Source organism: Lentibacillus kapialis (assembly GCF_014646635.1).
In the GTDB taxonomy this organism is placed as follows: domain Bacteria; phylum Bacillota; class Bacilli; order Bacillales; family Amphibacillaceae; genus Lentibacillus; species Lentibacillus kapialis.
The window spans coordinates 36,892-51,177 of record NZ_BMNQ01000005.1 but is presented as its reverse complement, the minus strand read 5'-3'; the positions used below and the strand labels follow the sequence as shown (position 1 = coordinate 51,177).

Annotated in this window: 13 protein-coding genes; 3 read left to right on the top strand and 10 right to left on the bottom strand. The window is 44.1% G+C overall.

Annotated elements, in window-relative coordinates:
- Positions 1-63: 63 nt before the first annotated feature.
- The 10 genes from IEW67_RS03735 to rfbA form a co-directional block, all read right to left on the bottom strand.
- Entirely contained in the window at positions 64-897 is an 834-nt protein-coding gene (locus tag IEW67_RS03735) for a YitT family protein (RefSeq protein ID WP_188631718.1), read from the bottom strand.
- Between the two features lie 515 nt (positions 898-1,412).
- The gene (locus IEW67_RS03730) at positions 1,413-2,243 is read right to left on the bottom strand and encodes a phosphosulfolactate synthase (protein WP_188631717.1); all 831 of its coding nucleotides are present in this window, start codon (positions 2,241-2,243) and stop codon (positions 1,413-1,415) included.
- Positions 2,236-3,630, bottom strand: a complete 1,395-nt coding sequence (locus IEW67_RS03725) for an MmgE/PrpD family protein (protein WP_188631716.1) — start codon at positions 3,628-3,630, stop codon at positions 2,236-2,238. The genes IEW67_RS03730 and IEW67_RS03725 overlap by 8 nt, the downstream gene beginning before the upstream one ends.
- 523 nt (positions 3,631-4,153) lie before the next feature.
- Entirely contained in the window at positions 4,154-5,833 is a 1,680-nt protein-coding gene (locus tag IEW67_RS03720) for a DUF6044 family protein (RefSeq protein ID WP_188631715.1), read from the bottom strand.
- Positions 5,796-6,908: a dTDP-4-amino-4,6-dideoxygalactose transaminase gene (gene rffA / locus IEW67_RS03715; protein ID WP_188631714.1), complete on the bottom strand. Its 1,113-nt coding sequence runs from the start codon at positions 6,906-6,908 to the stop codon at positions 5,796-5,798. The genes IEW67_RS03720 and rffA overlap by 38 nt, the downstream gene beginning before the upstream one ends.
- Before the next feature lie 14 nt (positions 6,909-6,922).
- Positions 6,923-7,291 carry an EamA family transporter gene (locus IEW67_RS03710; RefSeq protein ID WP_229671661.1) on the bottom strand — a complete coding sequence of 123 codons (369 nt, stop codon included), beginning with the start codon at positions 7,289-7,291 and terminating at the stop codon, positions 6,923-6,925.
- A gap of 6 nt (positions 7,292-7,297) precedes the next feature.
- Positions 7,298-7,963 (bottom strand): GNAT family N-acetyltransferase, encoded by a 666-nt coding sequence (locus IEW67_RS03705; protein ID WP_188631713.1) that lies wholly within the window; start codon positions 7,961-7,963, stop codon positions 7,298-7,300.
- 4 nt (positions 7,964-7,967) lie between these two features.
- On the bottom strand, positions 7,968-8,918 hold the full coding sequence (locus IEW67_RS03700; protein WP_188631712.1) for a glycosyltransferase family 2 protein: 951 nt from the start codon (positions 8,916-8,918) through the stop codon (positions 7,968-7,970).
- Complete coding sequence (rfbB, locus tag IEW67_RS03695) at positions 8,897-9,913, bottom strand: dTDP-glucose 4,6-dehydratase (RefSeq protein WP_188631711.1); 1,017 nt, start codon at positions 9,911-9,913, stop codon at positions 8,897-8,899. The genes IEW67_RS03700 and rfbB overlap by 22 nt, the downstream gene beginning before the upstream one ends.
- Positions 9,906-10,838, bottom strand: a complete 933-nt coding sequence (gene rfbA, locus IEW67_RS03690) for a glucose-1-phosphate thymidylyltransferase RfbA (protein ID WP_188631710.1) — start codon at positions 10,836-10,838, stop codon at positions 9,906-9,908. The genes rfbB and rfbA overlap by 8 nt, the downstream gene beginning before the upstream one ends.
- Positions 10,839-11,236: 398 nt before the next feature.
- Here rfbA and rpiA point away from each other — a divergent pair, with 398 nt between their 5' ends.
- The 3 genes from rpiA (at position 11,237) to IEW67_RS03675 (ending at position 14,268) form a co-directional block, all read left to right on the top strand.
- Positions 11,237-11,917 (top strand): ribose-5-phosphate isomerase RpiA, encoded by a 681-nt coding sequence (gene rpiA, locus IEW67_RS03685; RefSeq protein ID WP_188631709.1) that lies wholly within the window; start codon positions 11,237-11,239, stop codon positions 11,915-11,917.
- Between the two features lie 94 nt (positions 11,918-12,011).
- On the top strand, positions 12,012-12,998 hold the full coding sequence (locus tag IEW67_RS03680; protein WP_188631708.1) for a Gfo/Idh/MocA family protein: 987 nt from the start codon (positions 12,012-12,014) through the stop codon (positions 12,996-12,998).
- A gap of 118 nt (positions 12,999-13,116) precedes the next feature.
- Positions 13,117-14,268 carry a glycerate kinase gene (locus tag IEW67_RS03675; protein ID WP_188631707.1) on the top strand — a complete coding sequence of 384 codons (1,152 nt, stop codon included), beginning with the start codon at positions 13,117-13,119 and terminating at the stop codon, positions 14,266-14,268.
- Positions 14,269-14,286: the final 18 nt, after the last annotated feature.

Sequence of the window (14,286 nt, the reverse complement as noted above, 5' to 3'; positions counted from 1 at the left end):
TTGTTCCATAGGGAGTAGAAACACCAGCCTGACATGTCTACTATGAGTAGCAACGTCAGGCAGCTATCTTCCTTTATACCCCTTCCGAAAAATTTCCTGAACGGGATGCACGGTAACGTATGCGTCCGGGTCAATGTCATCGATGATTCTTCGGAATGGAACAATTTCGTATCGACTTATGACAAGGTAGAGCACTTCCCGCTGCGACCTGGTATAGCCGCCTTGGCCTTCCAGAACTGTTATGCCGCGTGCCATTTTATTTGTAACAGCTTCAAGAACCTCATTAGGGTGGCTGGAAATAATAATGACTGCTGTTCGTTCATTTGCTCCCTCAACCACCATATCAATAATTTTTGCTCCGACATAAACCGAAACAAGGGTGTACATGGCGCGCTCTTGCCCGATAATAAATGCTGAACCGACAATAACGGCAATATCGATAACCAGCATGCCTTTTCCGATTGTCCATCCAAATACCTGATTCGCAAGACGCGCAAGAATGGCCGATCCGCCTGATGTTCCGCCGGCACGGAAAATCAGGCCAAGACCTATGCCAACTCCAAGCCCGGCGAACAAGGCTGCCAGCAGCATGTCGTCGTTGACTTCAGCTCCCCAATCAACGGTAACGTGCAAGAAAAGCGATGAAAAGATGATAGCGATAATCGTATAAACGGTCACACGCTTTTGAAAAAACCTATAGCCAAATGCAACCAGTGAGGTGTTCAGCACGAAGTTAACAACCCCGGGGGACCAATCGAACAAGTAATAGGTGACAATGGTTATCCCGATAACCCCACCTTCCGATAACCGGTTTGGGATGGCAAAATAATTGACTCCAATGGCAAATATGAATGATCCAATGATAATCATAAATATATCGCGAATCGTCTGATTCATAAACAATCCTCCTTCGCGGTTATCAATTCCGTATCATAATCAAAATAATACGCTGTCTATTATAACTGACGCCGACGGATTTGAGAATAGAAGAGAGGGTTATAAATAGAAGGAGGTCAAGCCAATCACTCCACCCCAAAGCAAATTTCGCGCGAGCTCCACCGAATTTCGCGCGAGGTCCACCGAATTTCGCGCGAGGTCCACTGAATTTCGCGCGAGCTCCACCGAATTTCGCGCGAGACCCACCAAATTTCGCGCGAGGCCCACTGAATTTCGCGCGAGGCCCACCGAATTTCGCGCGAGGCCCACCGAATTTCGCGCGAGCTCCACTGAATTTCGCGCGAGGTCCACCGAATTTCGCGCGAGCTCCACCAAATTTCGCGCGAGGTCCACTGAATTTCGCGCGAGGTCCACTGAATTTCGCATGACTCTCACAGGATTTCGCGTTGACCTCATTTTTGTAAAAAAACAACCGAGCGTGTGATTAGCCCGGTTGTTATGCATTCCCGAATTATTTATTCATTTTCATTAAACGTGATGACACGTCCCCAGAGATCTTTTGTGCCCCAAATGCCACGGCGCAGTACTTCCAGTTGAACGATCTGGCTGTGGTCGACAAACACGTTGACTTCAGGACCATAGTTTTTGATATACCATTCAAATACATCCGGGTCAGCTGCTTCAAACATAACATTTTCCGTGCCAAGTTCGCGGGCAAATTGAGTAGCAATTTCTGTCCGCCAATCATTGACGCTTTCAGTAATGCCTTCTGATTCAATCATCAGCATATAAGCCCCCGCTTCAAGACAGCGTTTGCCGACTTCGATGGCTTGTGATGGGTCCGTGATGCCTTCTGCTTCATTTTGTTCAACCGTATTTGTCCCGCCGGCTCCGAATTGGACACCGATTTCCGGTTTAGCAAGTAGACCTTTATTCTGTACCTTCTTAACAAGACGGACGATATCATCCGTCGGCATGGTAATGAACCCGGTTGAAATTTCGATGATATCAAAGCCGAGACGCTTGCACTCATCAAGGTAATGGTCGACGGCTTCAGGTCCCTGTGTCAGAACGGTTTCCATAAATCCGCCTGTTGATACTTTTACGTTATATTCATGAGCTAAATTCAACAGTTCACGCAGTTTGTCTTCCGGATACAGGGTGAATGATCCGCCGGAAAACTTGAGAATATCCACATAGTCGCCCATTGTTTCCATGATATCCCGCAAATAACGGGTCCCCATGACGTCATAGTATGGACCTCTGATTTCAGTAAGGCCTTTGTTGCGCGGTTTTTCCTGACGGCTGTTCATCCTGATTTTTTGGAAAGCTCTTTCGTTACGCATATGATTCATCCTCCCCAAATTTGATTTGACCAAGCAGTTCCGTTAACGCGCTAATGTTCACATTTTCCAGATTTTTAACCGTATCCGCGATCTTACTGGCAAGACTACTATCGATGCCCGGGGTCAGTCCATTATATTTCTCCATCAGAACATCCCAGCTCGCGGGCTGCGTTTTAAAGCCCTGGTAATCGCGCTTTTCAACATCAAATATCTGTCCGCCGTTTGTTTCAAGTTCAATCCGGCACGCCATTTCATCCGGGAAGCGGCTGCTGTAACTTTCATCAGGTTTAACAGTCACTTTTTGTAGCAGTTCCTGGATATCCTCACGCTTAATGCGATCAGGTTCATACTGCTCCGGCATAACTTGACCATCAAGATAGGCAGCGGCCAGCATATAAGGCAGTGAATGATCCGCTTCTTCTTTGTAACGGATCAGTTTTTTGCCGCCTTCTTCGCCACCACCGATAATGTTATAAGCAACATCAAATGTTGCAAGCCGAACCTCTTTAATATTTTCCGGCTTAATATTTTCACGGTCCCGAATTTCAAGCAGTCCCTCAATGGCTGATTGTGAATGGATTTCGGCATTGAAGCGTTTGATGATTGTATCAGTGACCTTTTCAAGATCTTCTTTTTCCCAGTCGATTGCAAAGTCGCCTGCGATCGAATCCATCAATCCTTTATTGCCTTCAAAAACTTCTCTTGGGCCGGTAATGCCGTACTTGGCAAGCATGCTTGCATGAACAGCTCCCATCGCTGTGTTCGGATACGCAAGCCCTTTCCAGTTAGACAATTCACCGGTTCTGGTCACCCGAAGCGAGTTATAACCTGTCCCGGCAATTGCAACAGCATTGGCAATTTCGCTGCTGCTGAGTCCCATGGCACGAGCCGCTCCAGCTGCTGCCCCGTATGCGCCCTGTACAGTATGATCAAACCCGTGTTTTCTCACAGGCGCCACATCTGACAGACGGCATTGTACCTGATAGGCAACTGCCAGTGCGAGTAAAAAGTCCCGTCCGGTTGTATCAGCATATTCAGCGGCTGCAAGCACCGGTGCGATGTTATCCGACGGGTGTCCCGTTTCCTCTTTTGCAAGATAGGAATCATTAAAGTCAAGATAGCGGACAGCCGCTCCATTGTAAAATGCGGCATAATCAGGTGTGGTCTTACCGCCACCAATGAGTGTTACAATTGACTCACCACCAAGATCTTTTGTCATCCGTCGAATATTTTTGACTGGCTCACCGTTGAGCGCACCGATTGCCGTTCCGATTGAATCAAGTATTCGGCCTTTCAGTGCTTCCTTTGCGTCATTGGACAGCTGATTCCAATCGGCTTTGTGCGCCCAATCGGCAAGTTGTTCGACCATCGTTCTTTCATTTGACATGTGAATCACCCCCAAAAATGTTGGAAGCCCCACCTTAACGGGCAATAAATTCTCTGCATGAAGATGATACTGAAAACCTGTAGAAAATGTCAGAGAACAACTGACACCGTAAAGGTTCGATCCTGTTCAACTAACTTCAGCAGGAAAGTGCACCTGTTGAATGACGTTTTAGTTTGTCAAACCTCAGTGGCCACAATGAGGAATCAGGGAGGAAGTTACCAACCTCCCTTCACTTATTATGATACGATACAAAGAGATAAAAATAAATAATTACAACTTATAAAAGTGATATCAAATACTTATAGTAAGTGATAAGTTAATGTTTTGGGTGATGAAGGTTAATGATGACTGGAAGACCTTTCGTATAACTTGATGGAATCGTGGATAAAAAAAGAAAATCCAAACCGATTCGAAACCCTTCAATTGGAAAATTTCAAATCATAGTTTGGATTTTGGTGAACAGCCTGGATTTTACCTTGATTCAATCCGATTATGCCAGCTCTATTTGGACTTCGAAATAAATTTATTTGTCTTGAATCCGGTACAAATAAATTTTATAAATTGACTCATCGTTTTCAAAACTCTGCTCAAACGCCAGCTGGTTTTCCTGATGATTTTCAATCGGCAATGCGGACAGCACATAGTCGCCGCCCATCTCACGGAGTACGTCCGTATTGATTTCCAAATTATCAATCACGTTATCACTGTCTTTCCTAAAGATATAATTCTCGCCGAGCTCAGCCACATACATGTACAAACGCCCGCCCCAGGTGTCAAAATAATTTTTCAAAGCTGTATTCTTGTCCAATTCCGGCGCGATAATCTTTCTGAAACGCTGCTTATACGTCAGCGGGAAACTGTTATTATACGTATCCAATGTATAAAACCCGTTGAATTGGGCAATGGTCGGGTGCATGGCAATGCTTACAACCCTGTAATCTGACTGATTCTTTCCAATGTAATCCTCGATTGACTCAAACAGCTCTTCGGAATAAAATTCTGCGTATGTCGGCATTCCAAGCCGGTCGTACTTCAATTCTTCATTCAGCCAAAACACATTCATACATTGCAGGATGATCAGAAGCGCAACAACTACTTTTCCGAATCGTACATGTCTCCAAAAGATCCATAATGCCAAGGCGAAACAGATATACCAGATCATGGGATCGAGAAAATGAATCCGGCTAAAATTGAACGTATTGGCGAGCATTACGTTATCTTTGACGACGCGCCAGCCTTCCCAGTACCAGAATGCATACCAGAGAGAAAGTGCTGCATTGAACAGCAACAGTCCAGCGAGCAGCATGGGGCGCAAGTGTTTGTATACGGCCACGACAAAAGCCAGCCCAACAACAGGCAGGATGATCTTTGTATGGAGAGCCATGTCATGTGTGTGCCCGGTAAGAAAGTTTTTGAAAAACAGGCTGATTGTTTCGACTAAAGTATTATGCCCTAGGTCAAGCGCATTACGGTGTGATGTAAAGTCTTCGTTTATAAACATGGAATAAATGATCATATAATTCTTGAATAAATAAATACTTGTCATACCGGCAATGGCTGTAAAAAACGCCTGGTTGCTGTGTCTGAAACGCACCCAGTCCGACAACCAAAAGAGACCCATCAGCCCAAGGAAAAACACAAACGTTAATATGAAGTTCGAGAAAAACGGAATCAGCATAAGTGTCAGCCAGTGATACCAGGGCGCTTGCCAGCCGTTCTCCCGGATGGACAGAAATAAGTAAAGTGCAAGCGGCAGACCGGCAATCGATAATAGCCCCGATGGCCAAAATGGAAGCATGGCAAAGGACAGGGCCACACCTGTAATGATCCATTTTGAACCGATTTGTCTTTGCAGCAGCAGATACATGCCGAAAAATCCGGCGAACCGCATGATGGTTTGTCCGATTGTATAAGCTGTCATCGGCTCAAACAGCGTATAGAACCACACCATGATGTCAAATGGTGTGGCAAGTGTACTGCGTGGGAGGCCGTTGATAATGTTAGGGAGTTCCGATATCGAAAAAAATTGCCCGCTCTCAGCCAGCAGTTTGTACCAAACGATATTTGAATCCATGTTATCATGCACACGAATATGCATGTCCTCACCCAGAATATAATAGGGAGACAGATAAGCTGCAATCACCAGACAGGCAATCAGAATATGTTTATAGTTTGAAAAAACGTTTGATATGACTGATGACATGATCCACATCCTCTTCTTTCATTCCAAAGTACAATGGGAGGCGGATGAGTCGTTTGCTTTCAGTGGTCGTATAAACATCACTCCCAACAAATTGGCCGAATGTTTGCCCGGCTTCTGAAGAATGGAGCGGAACGTAATGGGAAACGGCCATAATATTCTGTTCTCTCAAGTAATTCATCAATTCCGTACAATGATCTGTTTTGATGTAAAACAGATGACCATTGTGTGTGCAATTATCCGGGATATAAGGGATAGAAATAGCTTCTATGTCCTGAAGCTCTTCATAATATCTTTGCCATGTCCGGCGTCTGTCTGCCATGATTTGTCCGGCATGTTCTAACTGGACAGATAAATAGGCTGCATTCAACTCACTTAATAGATAGGAAGACCCGATATCCCGCCATGTATATTTGTCAACCATGCCTTTGACAAACTGTTGCCGGTTTGTGCCTTTCTCCTGCAGAATTTCAGCCCGCTCAATGGCGCTTCGGTGGTTGACAATCAAAGCGCCGCCTTCACCGCATATGACGTTTTTTGTGTCATGAAAGCTGAATGTGCTGAAATGGCCAATCGTTCCGAGTTTTCGTTCATGATATGTGCTTGTCAGCGCCTGAGCAGCATCTTCAATCACCCATAAATTATGGCGTTCGGCAATATCCATAATGGTATTCATATCACAGCTGACCCCGGCATAGTGAACGACTACAATAGCTTTTGTCTTTGCAGTTACAGCAGCTTCAATGGCTGCCGGTGATATGTTCATTGTTTCCGGCTCCACATCGACAAACCGAATGGCCGCCCCTCTTAATGCAAATGCATTCGCTGTTGAAACAAAGGTATAGGAAGGCATAATGATTTCATCCTCCGCTCCTGTTTCAATCAGAAGTGCTGTCATCTCCAACGCTGCTGTGCAGGACGGAGTCAGGATTGCCCGCTCACAACTGAGGTAATCTTCCAGCCAGGTCGTGCATTTTTGATCGAAAGGGCCATTGCCGGAAAGTTTTTGATTCATAATGGCTTTATGCATGGCGGCTTCTTCTTCTCCGATATAGCATGGTATATTAAAAGGAATCATTTAAAAAAAGCACCTCACAAAGATTGACTTGTTACTATAATTCCGGCAATAATTAATGCAAGACCTGCAATTTTATGTATCGTTACCGGATCGCCAAACAGAATGGCAGACAGCAGAAACACAAGTATAAATGAAAGGCTCATAAACGGATAAGCATAACTGATATTAAACTTAGTCATAGCCGCCATCCAGCATAAGGCTGCTAAAAAGGCAGAAGCGAACCCGGAAATGATCCACGGATTCAGTAAAAGCTGCAACAGGAAAAGAAATTTATCCCATAATGCATCCGGCAGAGCCCCCGCTTCATCAACCTGCCATTTTAAAACAAGCTGTCCAAAGACAGTGAAGATGATCGTTCCGAAAATATAGAGATACCCTATCATGATATCTCACCACCTGAGTTTATGATAGACATCTATTGTATTTTTCAAACGGAAACCAAGGTTATAAAACAGGTTTAGTGACGCGACATTGGCAGCCGATATGGATGTTCTCAGTTCATCATATCCGGCTTTGAGCTGTTCACGGCATGCCAGGCTGGTATAAGCCTTGGCAAGCCCTCTGCTGCGGTATTCTTCACGTATCCCGAGCAACAGGACTTTATCCTTGTCAAACCCGTAAAAACCGGCAGTATCGTTACCATATTTCAATGCAATAATCTTCTCGGCATCGAGTAAATCGTTTACCCAGTTCATGTACCGTTTATCAGCCATCGAATCAGGAATATTAAAGTCACGGTGAAATCGTCCGTGTACAAAAGCTTCTGCTGCAATTTCCAAAATGGCATCACGGTCATAGGTTTTTGAAATACTGATTCCACTTGCATCAAATATGGTCAAATTTTCCTTTTTGCAAATCGGCTCAATTAATGTATCGACATAATAAAAACCGTGCTGCAGAAACGGCTTGGGATTTTCAAGCGGGCTGACTTTCAATGTGTAATGCCCTTTGTTTTCATTTGTTTCCTGAAGCGCTTTTTCGGATGTATCTGTCAGTTCATATGTGTTGATATTAAAATTCCGTTTATCCCATGGCGTTTCGCGTAAATAGGTCACATAATCACCTCTCGTTGTCATTGGTTTCAGTCGTTTCACGAATCAGATAAAGGGGTCTGCTTTTGGTCTCATTAAAGATCTTGCCGATATACATACCAAGGATACCAAAGTTGAAAAATATCAGCCCACCGATAAAATAAATGGAAACCATCACACTTGTCCATCCTTGTACGGGCTGAGCCAGAAAGAAGTACCGTATAAACAAATAAAGACCATACAGCAATGATCCAAGGGCTAATATGAAACCAAACTGTATGGACAGTCTCAGTGGTTTATTGGATTGGGATATGATGGCATCTGTGGCCAGGGTGATCAGTTTTTTGAGATTGTATGTTGTTTTGCCATCCTGTCTGGCATTGTGTTCGACTGGAACGCTGGTCGTTTGGTAACCCATCCACTGGATGAACAGTGGAAAGAAACGGTTCTGTTCACGCATTTGCCTGAATGCAAGGACAACTTTTCGTTGACTGATGCTGAAATTGGCTATCGTATGATCGGATATTTTTCCGGTGAAATAATCGTAAACGCGGTAGAACAACTGGGATGTTTTGCGTTTGAGCCATTTATCCTGACGCTCGACCCGGTTTGCAAAAACGACTTCGTATCCTTCTTGTGCTTTCTCATATAACGTCGCGATTTCCTCCGGGCGATCCTGCAGATCACAATCCATGACAACAACCCAATCACCGGCTGCATAATCAAGCCCGGCTGTAATAGCATGATGCTGACCGAAGTTGCGGGCAAAGTCAATTCCTTTGATTCGGGAGTCTTGTTTGTGCAGTTCTTGAATGGTTTCCCACGCATTATCGGGGCTTGCATCATTAATCAGGATAATTTCTAAATCAGCTGGAATCGATTCGACTGTACTGATGATTCGGCTCGACAAAGTTTTCAAACAGTTCCTACAGCCATACACTGGAATCACTGTAGAAATCAGAGGGGTGCTTTTTCCCATTGGTCAACATACCATTCTACTGTTTTATTCAGTCCATTATTGAATACCGTCAAAGGTTTCCAGCCCAGTGTATTTCTGATTTTACTGTCATCGACCGCATATCGCCGGTCATGTCCTTTACGGTCTCCGATATATGTGATTAGTGATTTATGACTGTGCTGTTCAGGCTTTAAGTGATCAAGAATATCGCAAATTATTCTAGTCAGTTCATTATTTGTCCGTTCATTACCACCGCCGATATTATATTTTTCCAAAGCCTTGCCTTCATGGAAAATAAGATCGATTGCCCGGCAGTGGTCCTCAACATAAAGCCAATCCCGTACATTTTTTCCATCGCCATACAACGGAATCGGTTTGCCCTGCAAGGCATTGGAAATAATTGTTGGTATCAGTTTTTCTGGATGTTGCCGCGGTCCATAATTGTTCGAGCTGCTGGATGTGACAACATTCATTCCATATGTCTGACCAAAGCTTTTTACAAGCATGTCAGCACCGGCTTTTGACGCACTGTAGGGATTGCGCGGATCATAGGGTGTCTGTTCATTGAATTTTTCGTTTGTTTCCAAATCCAGTGCTCCGTAGACTTCATCGGTGGAAATTTGATGAAAACGTCTTGTCGATAGCTCACCCGTCTTTTCCCAAGTGTCACGCGCTGCCTGCAGTAGTACAATGGTTCCCAGCACATTTGATTCAATAAAAGCTTTAGCGTCATTGATAGAACGATCAACGTGCGATTCGGCGGCAAAATGGATGACGCCGTCGATATCGTATTCAGTGAAAATGTTATTTACCAACTGTTCATCAGCGATATCTCCTTTGATAAACTGATAGTTACCGGAGGAAGCGGTGTTTTCTTGAACATTTGCTTCTGAACCGGCATATGTCAGTTTATCAATATTAATAATCTGATAGTCAGGGTGTCGCTGCATCATATAGTGAATGAAATTGGATGCAATAAACCCTGCACCACCTGTCACAAGAAGGGATTTACTCATTCTGCACCAGCTCCAGTATTGGATTTTTGTCGATCATTTCCCAGTATTGCTCAGAATGTTTCCGGTTGGCAATCTCCATCAAGTATTGTCCATAGTCCGTCTTTTTCATTCGCTCACCTTTTTTATACAGCTCTTGTTTGCTTATATATCCCATGTAATAAGCAATTTCTTCAAGGCAGGCAATTTTGAATCCTTGCCGCTGCTGGGTTATTTTGACGAATTCGGATGCTTCAAACAAGGATTCATGTGTTCCGGCATCCATCCAGGCAAACCCTCTGCCCAGTAATTGGACTTCCAGTTGATTTCCTTTTAAATACTCTTTATTCAAGTCGGTGATTTCTGTTTCACCGCGTTCGGAATAGGGGAGTTGTTTGGCGATGCGGGTCGCACGGTTATCGTAAATATACAATCCTGCCGCTGCAAAATCTGATTTTGGGTCTTCCGGCTTTTCCTCAAGTGACAGCACCTTTTGATTCTCGTCAAATTCAACAACACCAAAGCGTTCGGGATCTTTGACACGGCTTCCGAAAATTGTGGCGTTTCGATGATTCTTTAGAGCATTCCTGAAGAGCGTTGTAAATCCCTGACCGTAAAATATATTATCACCAAGAATCAAGGTGACATCATCATAGCCGATAAAATCTTCTGCCAGGATAAAGGCTTCCGGAATCCCGTCCGGATTGACCTGTTCCATATATTGCAACCTGATGCCGAATGCGGACCCATCGCCGAGCATTTCCTTGAAACGCGGCATATCGTCCGGAGTACTGATGATCAGTATATCTTTGATACCACCAAGCATCAGGACAGATAACGGATAATAAATCATCGGTTTATCATAGACGTTGAGCAAATGCTTATTAACCCCGTTTGTGCTGGGAGCGAGCCGTGTACCATTTCCTCCTGCAAGTACAATCCCTTTCATGCTAATCACTCCTAAAAAAATATAGTAAACGGTTTTTGTTACTGTCCATAGGATACGCTCTCTCTATAATGGTATATTACCGTTTTTAAAGAAAATAATCTTACAATTTGATTTCGGATTGATTACAGCCAGATTGAAAACTGTTAAATTAAATGATAAATATAAATTCCTTTTTTTGTAAAGAGTCCTTAGTACCGTTTTGCAGGGTTTTTTGCTTAACAGCGAAATATTAGAGACGTAGAAGTCATCAGTTGCAGATCTCAGACCCTAATAAAGCAGGAATAAAAGAACAAATCATTGTGGGGATAGAGCATATCACGTGACGCAGACCGGTGAACATGATGGAATGGAAGTAACACTGCTACCGTTTAACTAATCGATGAAGGAGAGGAACAGGCATGACGAATCAGGATAATGCGAAGAAACTTGCAGGGGAAGCATCCCTGTCACACATTGAAAATGGCATGACAATCGGGCTGGGATCGGGTTCGACTGTTTACTGGATGATCCGGAAACTCGGTGAACACGTAAAAGCCGGTCTTGATGTGAAAGGGATTCCATCTTCAGGACAATCTGTGGCATGGGCAAACGAATATGGTGTGCCGATAACGGATTTCTCCAGGACACAGAGAGTTGATGTTGCAATTGATGGTGCCGATGAGGTTGACGGGCAGTGGAATCTGATAAAAGGTGGCGGCGGTGCCCTTGTGCGTGAAAAGATAATTGCGGTAACTGCCCGAAAGTTTGTCGTCATTGTTGATGAATCAAAGCTGGTTTCCCGGCTTGGAGATTTTATGCTCCCGGTTGAGATTTTACCGTTCGGCCGGGAAGTGACCGCCGGACGGATCGCTGAACTGGGGGGGTTGGCGAAACTGCGTCGAAATGATGATAATGGTGTTTTTATATCTGATAACGGTAACTATATCTTGGATTGCGACTTTGGTGGCATTCAGGAACCAAAGGCATTGCATCACCAATTGAAGCAGTTGACCGGTGTAGTTGAAAGCGGACTGTTCCCTGGCATGGCTGACGAAGTAATGGTTGGTTACTCTGATAGAGTGAGTGTGTTGCATGATTAGTGATCTGTTTTAATAGTGTCCATAAACGGCAACGTAGAATTGGATATGCTTACTTTCTGCGTGTTCAAAAAATAACCATTAGGGGGACTTAAAAATGAATTTTGGTACAGTCGGCACCGGATGGATTACGGATTCGTTTATAGAAGCATCAAAAGAATCGTCAGGCTTAACTCATGCCGCTGTTTATTCGAGAAAAGCAGATAAAGCCGGGGCGTTTGCGGATAAACATGCTGTCGAACTTATCTTCACAGATTTGAACGAAATGGCGGCCAGTGATGTCATGGAAGCTGTTTATATTGCGTCACCCAATTCGCTGCATTTTGACCATGTCGTCACTTTTCTCAATGAGAAAAAACATGTCATTTGTGAAAAACCGATATTTTCGAACTTACGTGAATGGAGGGAGGCTCATAAGGCAGCTGCTGATAATGGTGTTTTTCTGTTTGAAGCGATGCGCAATTTGCATTCACCGAATTTTAAAAGTCTGCAGGATGGGCTTAGGGAAATCGGCAATGTACGCAGCATGATTATACCGTATGTTCAGTATTCATCACGGTATGATAACTATTTAGCGGGTGAAGAGCCGAATATTTTTACGACCAAATTTTCGGGTGGGGCTCTTGTGGATCTTGGTGTGTACGCGCTGTCGCTTGCGGTTGGATTATTTGGCAAACCGGCCGGCGCTTCATATTTTCCAGTGCAGCTGGACAGTGGTGTGGATGGTAGCGGGACGCTCGTATTGACATATCCTGAATTCACCGGTACCATCCTTTGCTCAAAAATAGCTCAATCTTTCAACAGATGTGAAATTCACGGCGAAAAAGGGATGCTTGTGTTTGAAAATGCCGGCATCATGGCCAGGCCCCGAGTAGTTTACAACAATTCTTCAGAAGAAAAAATGCTGCAGTCGAATGACCATCCCAACAATATGGTTTTTGAAGTCAGGGAATTTTCCCGTATTATTGAATCCCGCGACATGGGAGCGTATGAGCAGCTAAAACGGATCAGTTTTGATGTGCTTGCTATTACGGAAAAAGTCCGGCATGACAATGCGATTATTTTTGACAGTGAACGTGATTGAATAAGGACCTTGTCAGAATCCTTTTTTGATTTGTTTGTTACGTCAGAATATTATTGAAACAAGTGATATGCTGGATTATATTGGAGTTAACTATCACATACTAAAAAAGGAGAACGTTATGAAAATCGTTGTTGCACCTGATTCGTTTAAAGGAAGTTTGACCGCCATTCAAGCTTCAGAAATTATGAAAAAAGCTGTTAATGCAATTGATAAAAATGCTCAAGTTATGTTGAAGCCTATGGCGGATGGCGGGGAAGGGACGCTGGAATCCATACTTGCTTCAGCTAAAGGGCAGCGCATCACGATAAGGTGTACGGGGCCGCTGGGGGAACATATTGAATCATCATATGCCATCATTGATACCAATACGGCGATTATCGAATGTGCCAGCATTGCGGGGCTCGTTCAGGTACCGGAAGATAAACGAAATCCGGCTTTAACCACCACTTTCGGAATCGGTGAAACCATACTGGATGCACTTGACCGGGGCTGCACAAAATTTGTGATTGGACTTGGCGGCAGTGCAACGAACGACGGGGGTCTCGGCATGCTTAAGGCATTGGGAATGAGAGCTTGGGATGCCAATGATCATGAGATCGGAATGTTCGGTAAAGACCTGATGGACGTAACGGGTGTCAGTTTTAAAGACATTGATTCCAGACTTGCTGAAGCAGATATAAAAGTTGCCTGTGATGTTGATAATCCGTTATCCGGCGAAAAGGGTGCAACTAATGTTTACGGTCCGCAAAAAGGATTGAAGACAGAAGAATTGGAACACTATGATTCTGCTTTAAATCGGTACGGGCAGGCAGTCGAGTCTGTGCTCAAAAAGCCATTCAAAAATATACCCGGTGCGGGTGCTGCCGGCGGTTTGGGTTTTGCCTTATTAGCCGTTGGCGGTCATCTTGTTTCCGGAGCACAATTTTTAGCGGATGCCATGAATGCTGAGGAAGCAATTCAAGAAGCAGATCTTGTTCTGACAGGGGAAGGCCAGAGTGATGAACAGACACTTTACGGTAAAGCACCAGGTTATGTGGCATCTCTTGCACAAAAACATCAAGTTCCAATTGTTTTGATTTCGGGCAGTCTTGATGGCGACTTGGATACGCTAAGAGAAAAATTTTCAGGATATTTTTCTATCGTTCACAAACCGATGTCACTTGAGGCGTGCATGGAACAGGCTGAAGATTTGCTTTATGAACAAGTTAAGCAAGTGATGCACCTAATAGGGCATTTGTTAAAAAAAGGTAGAGAAAATGGAAGGTTTTGAGCGTATCCTGTTAATTGT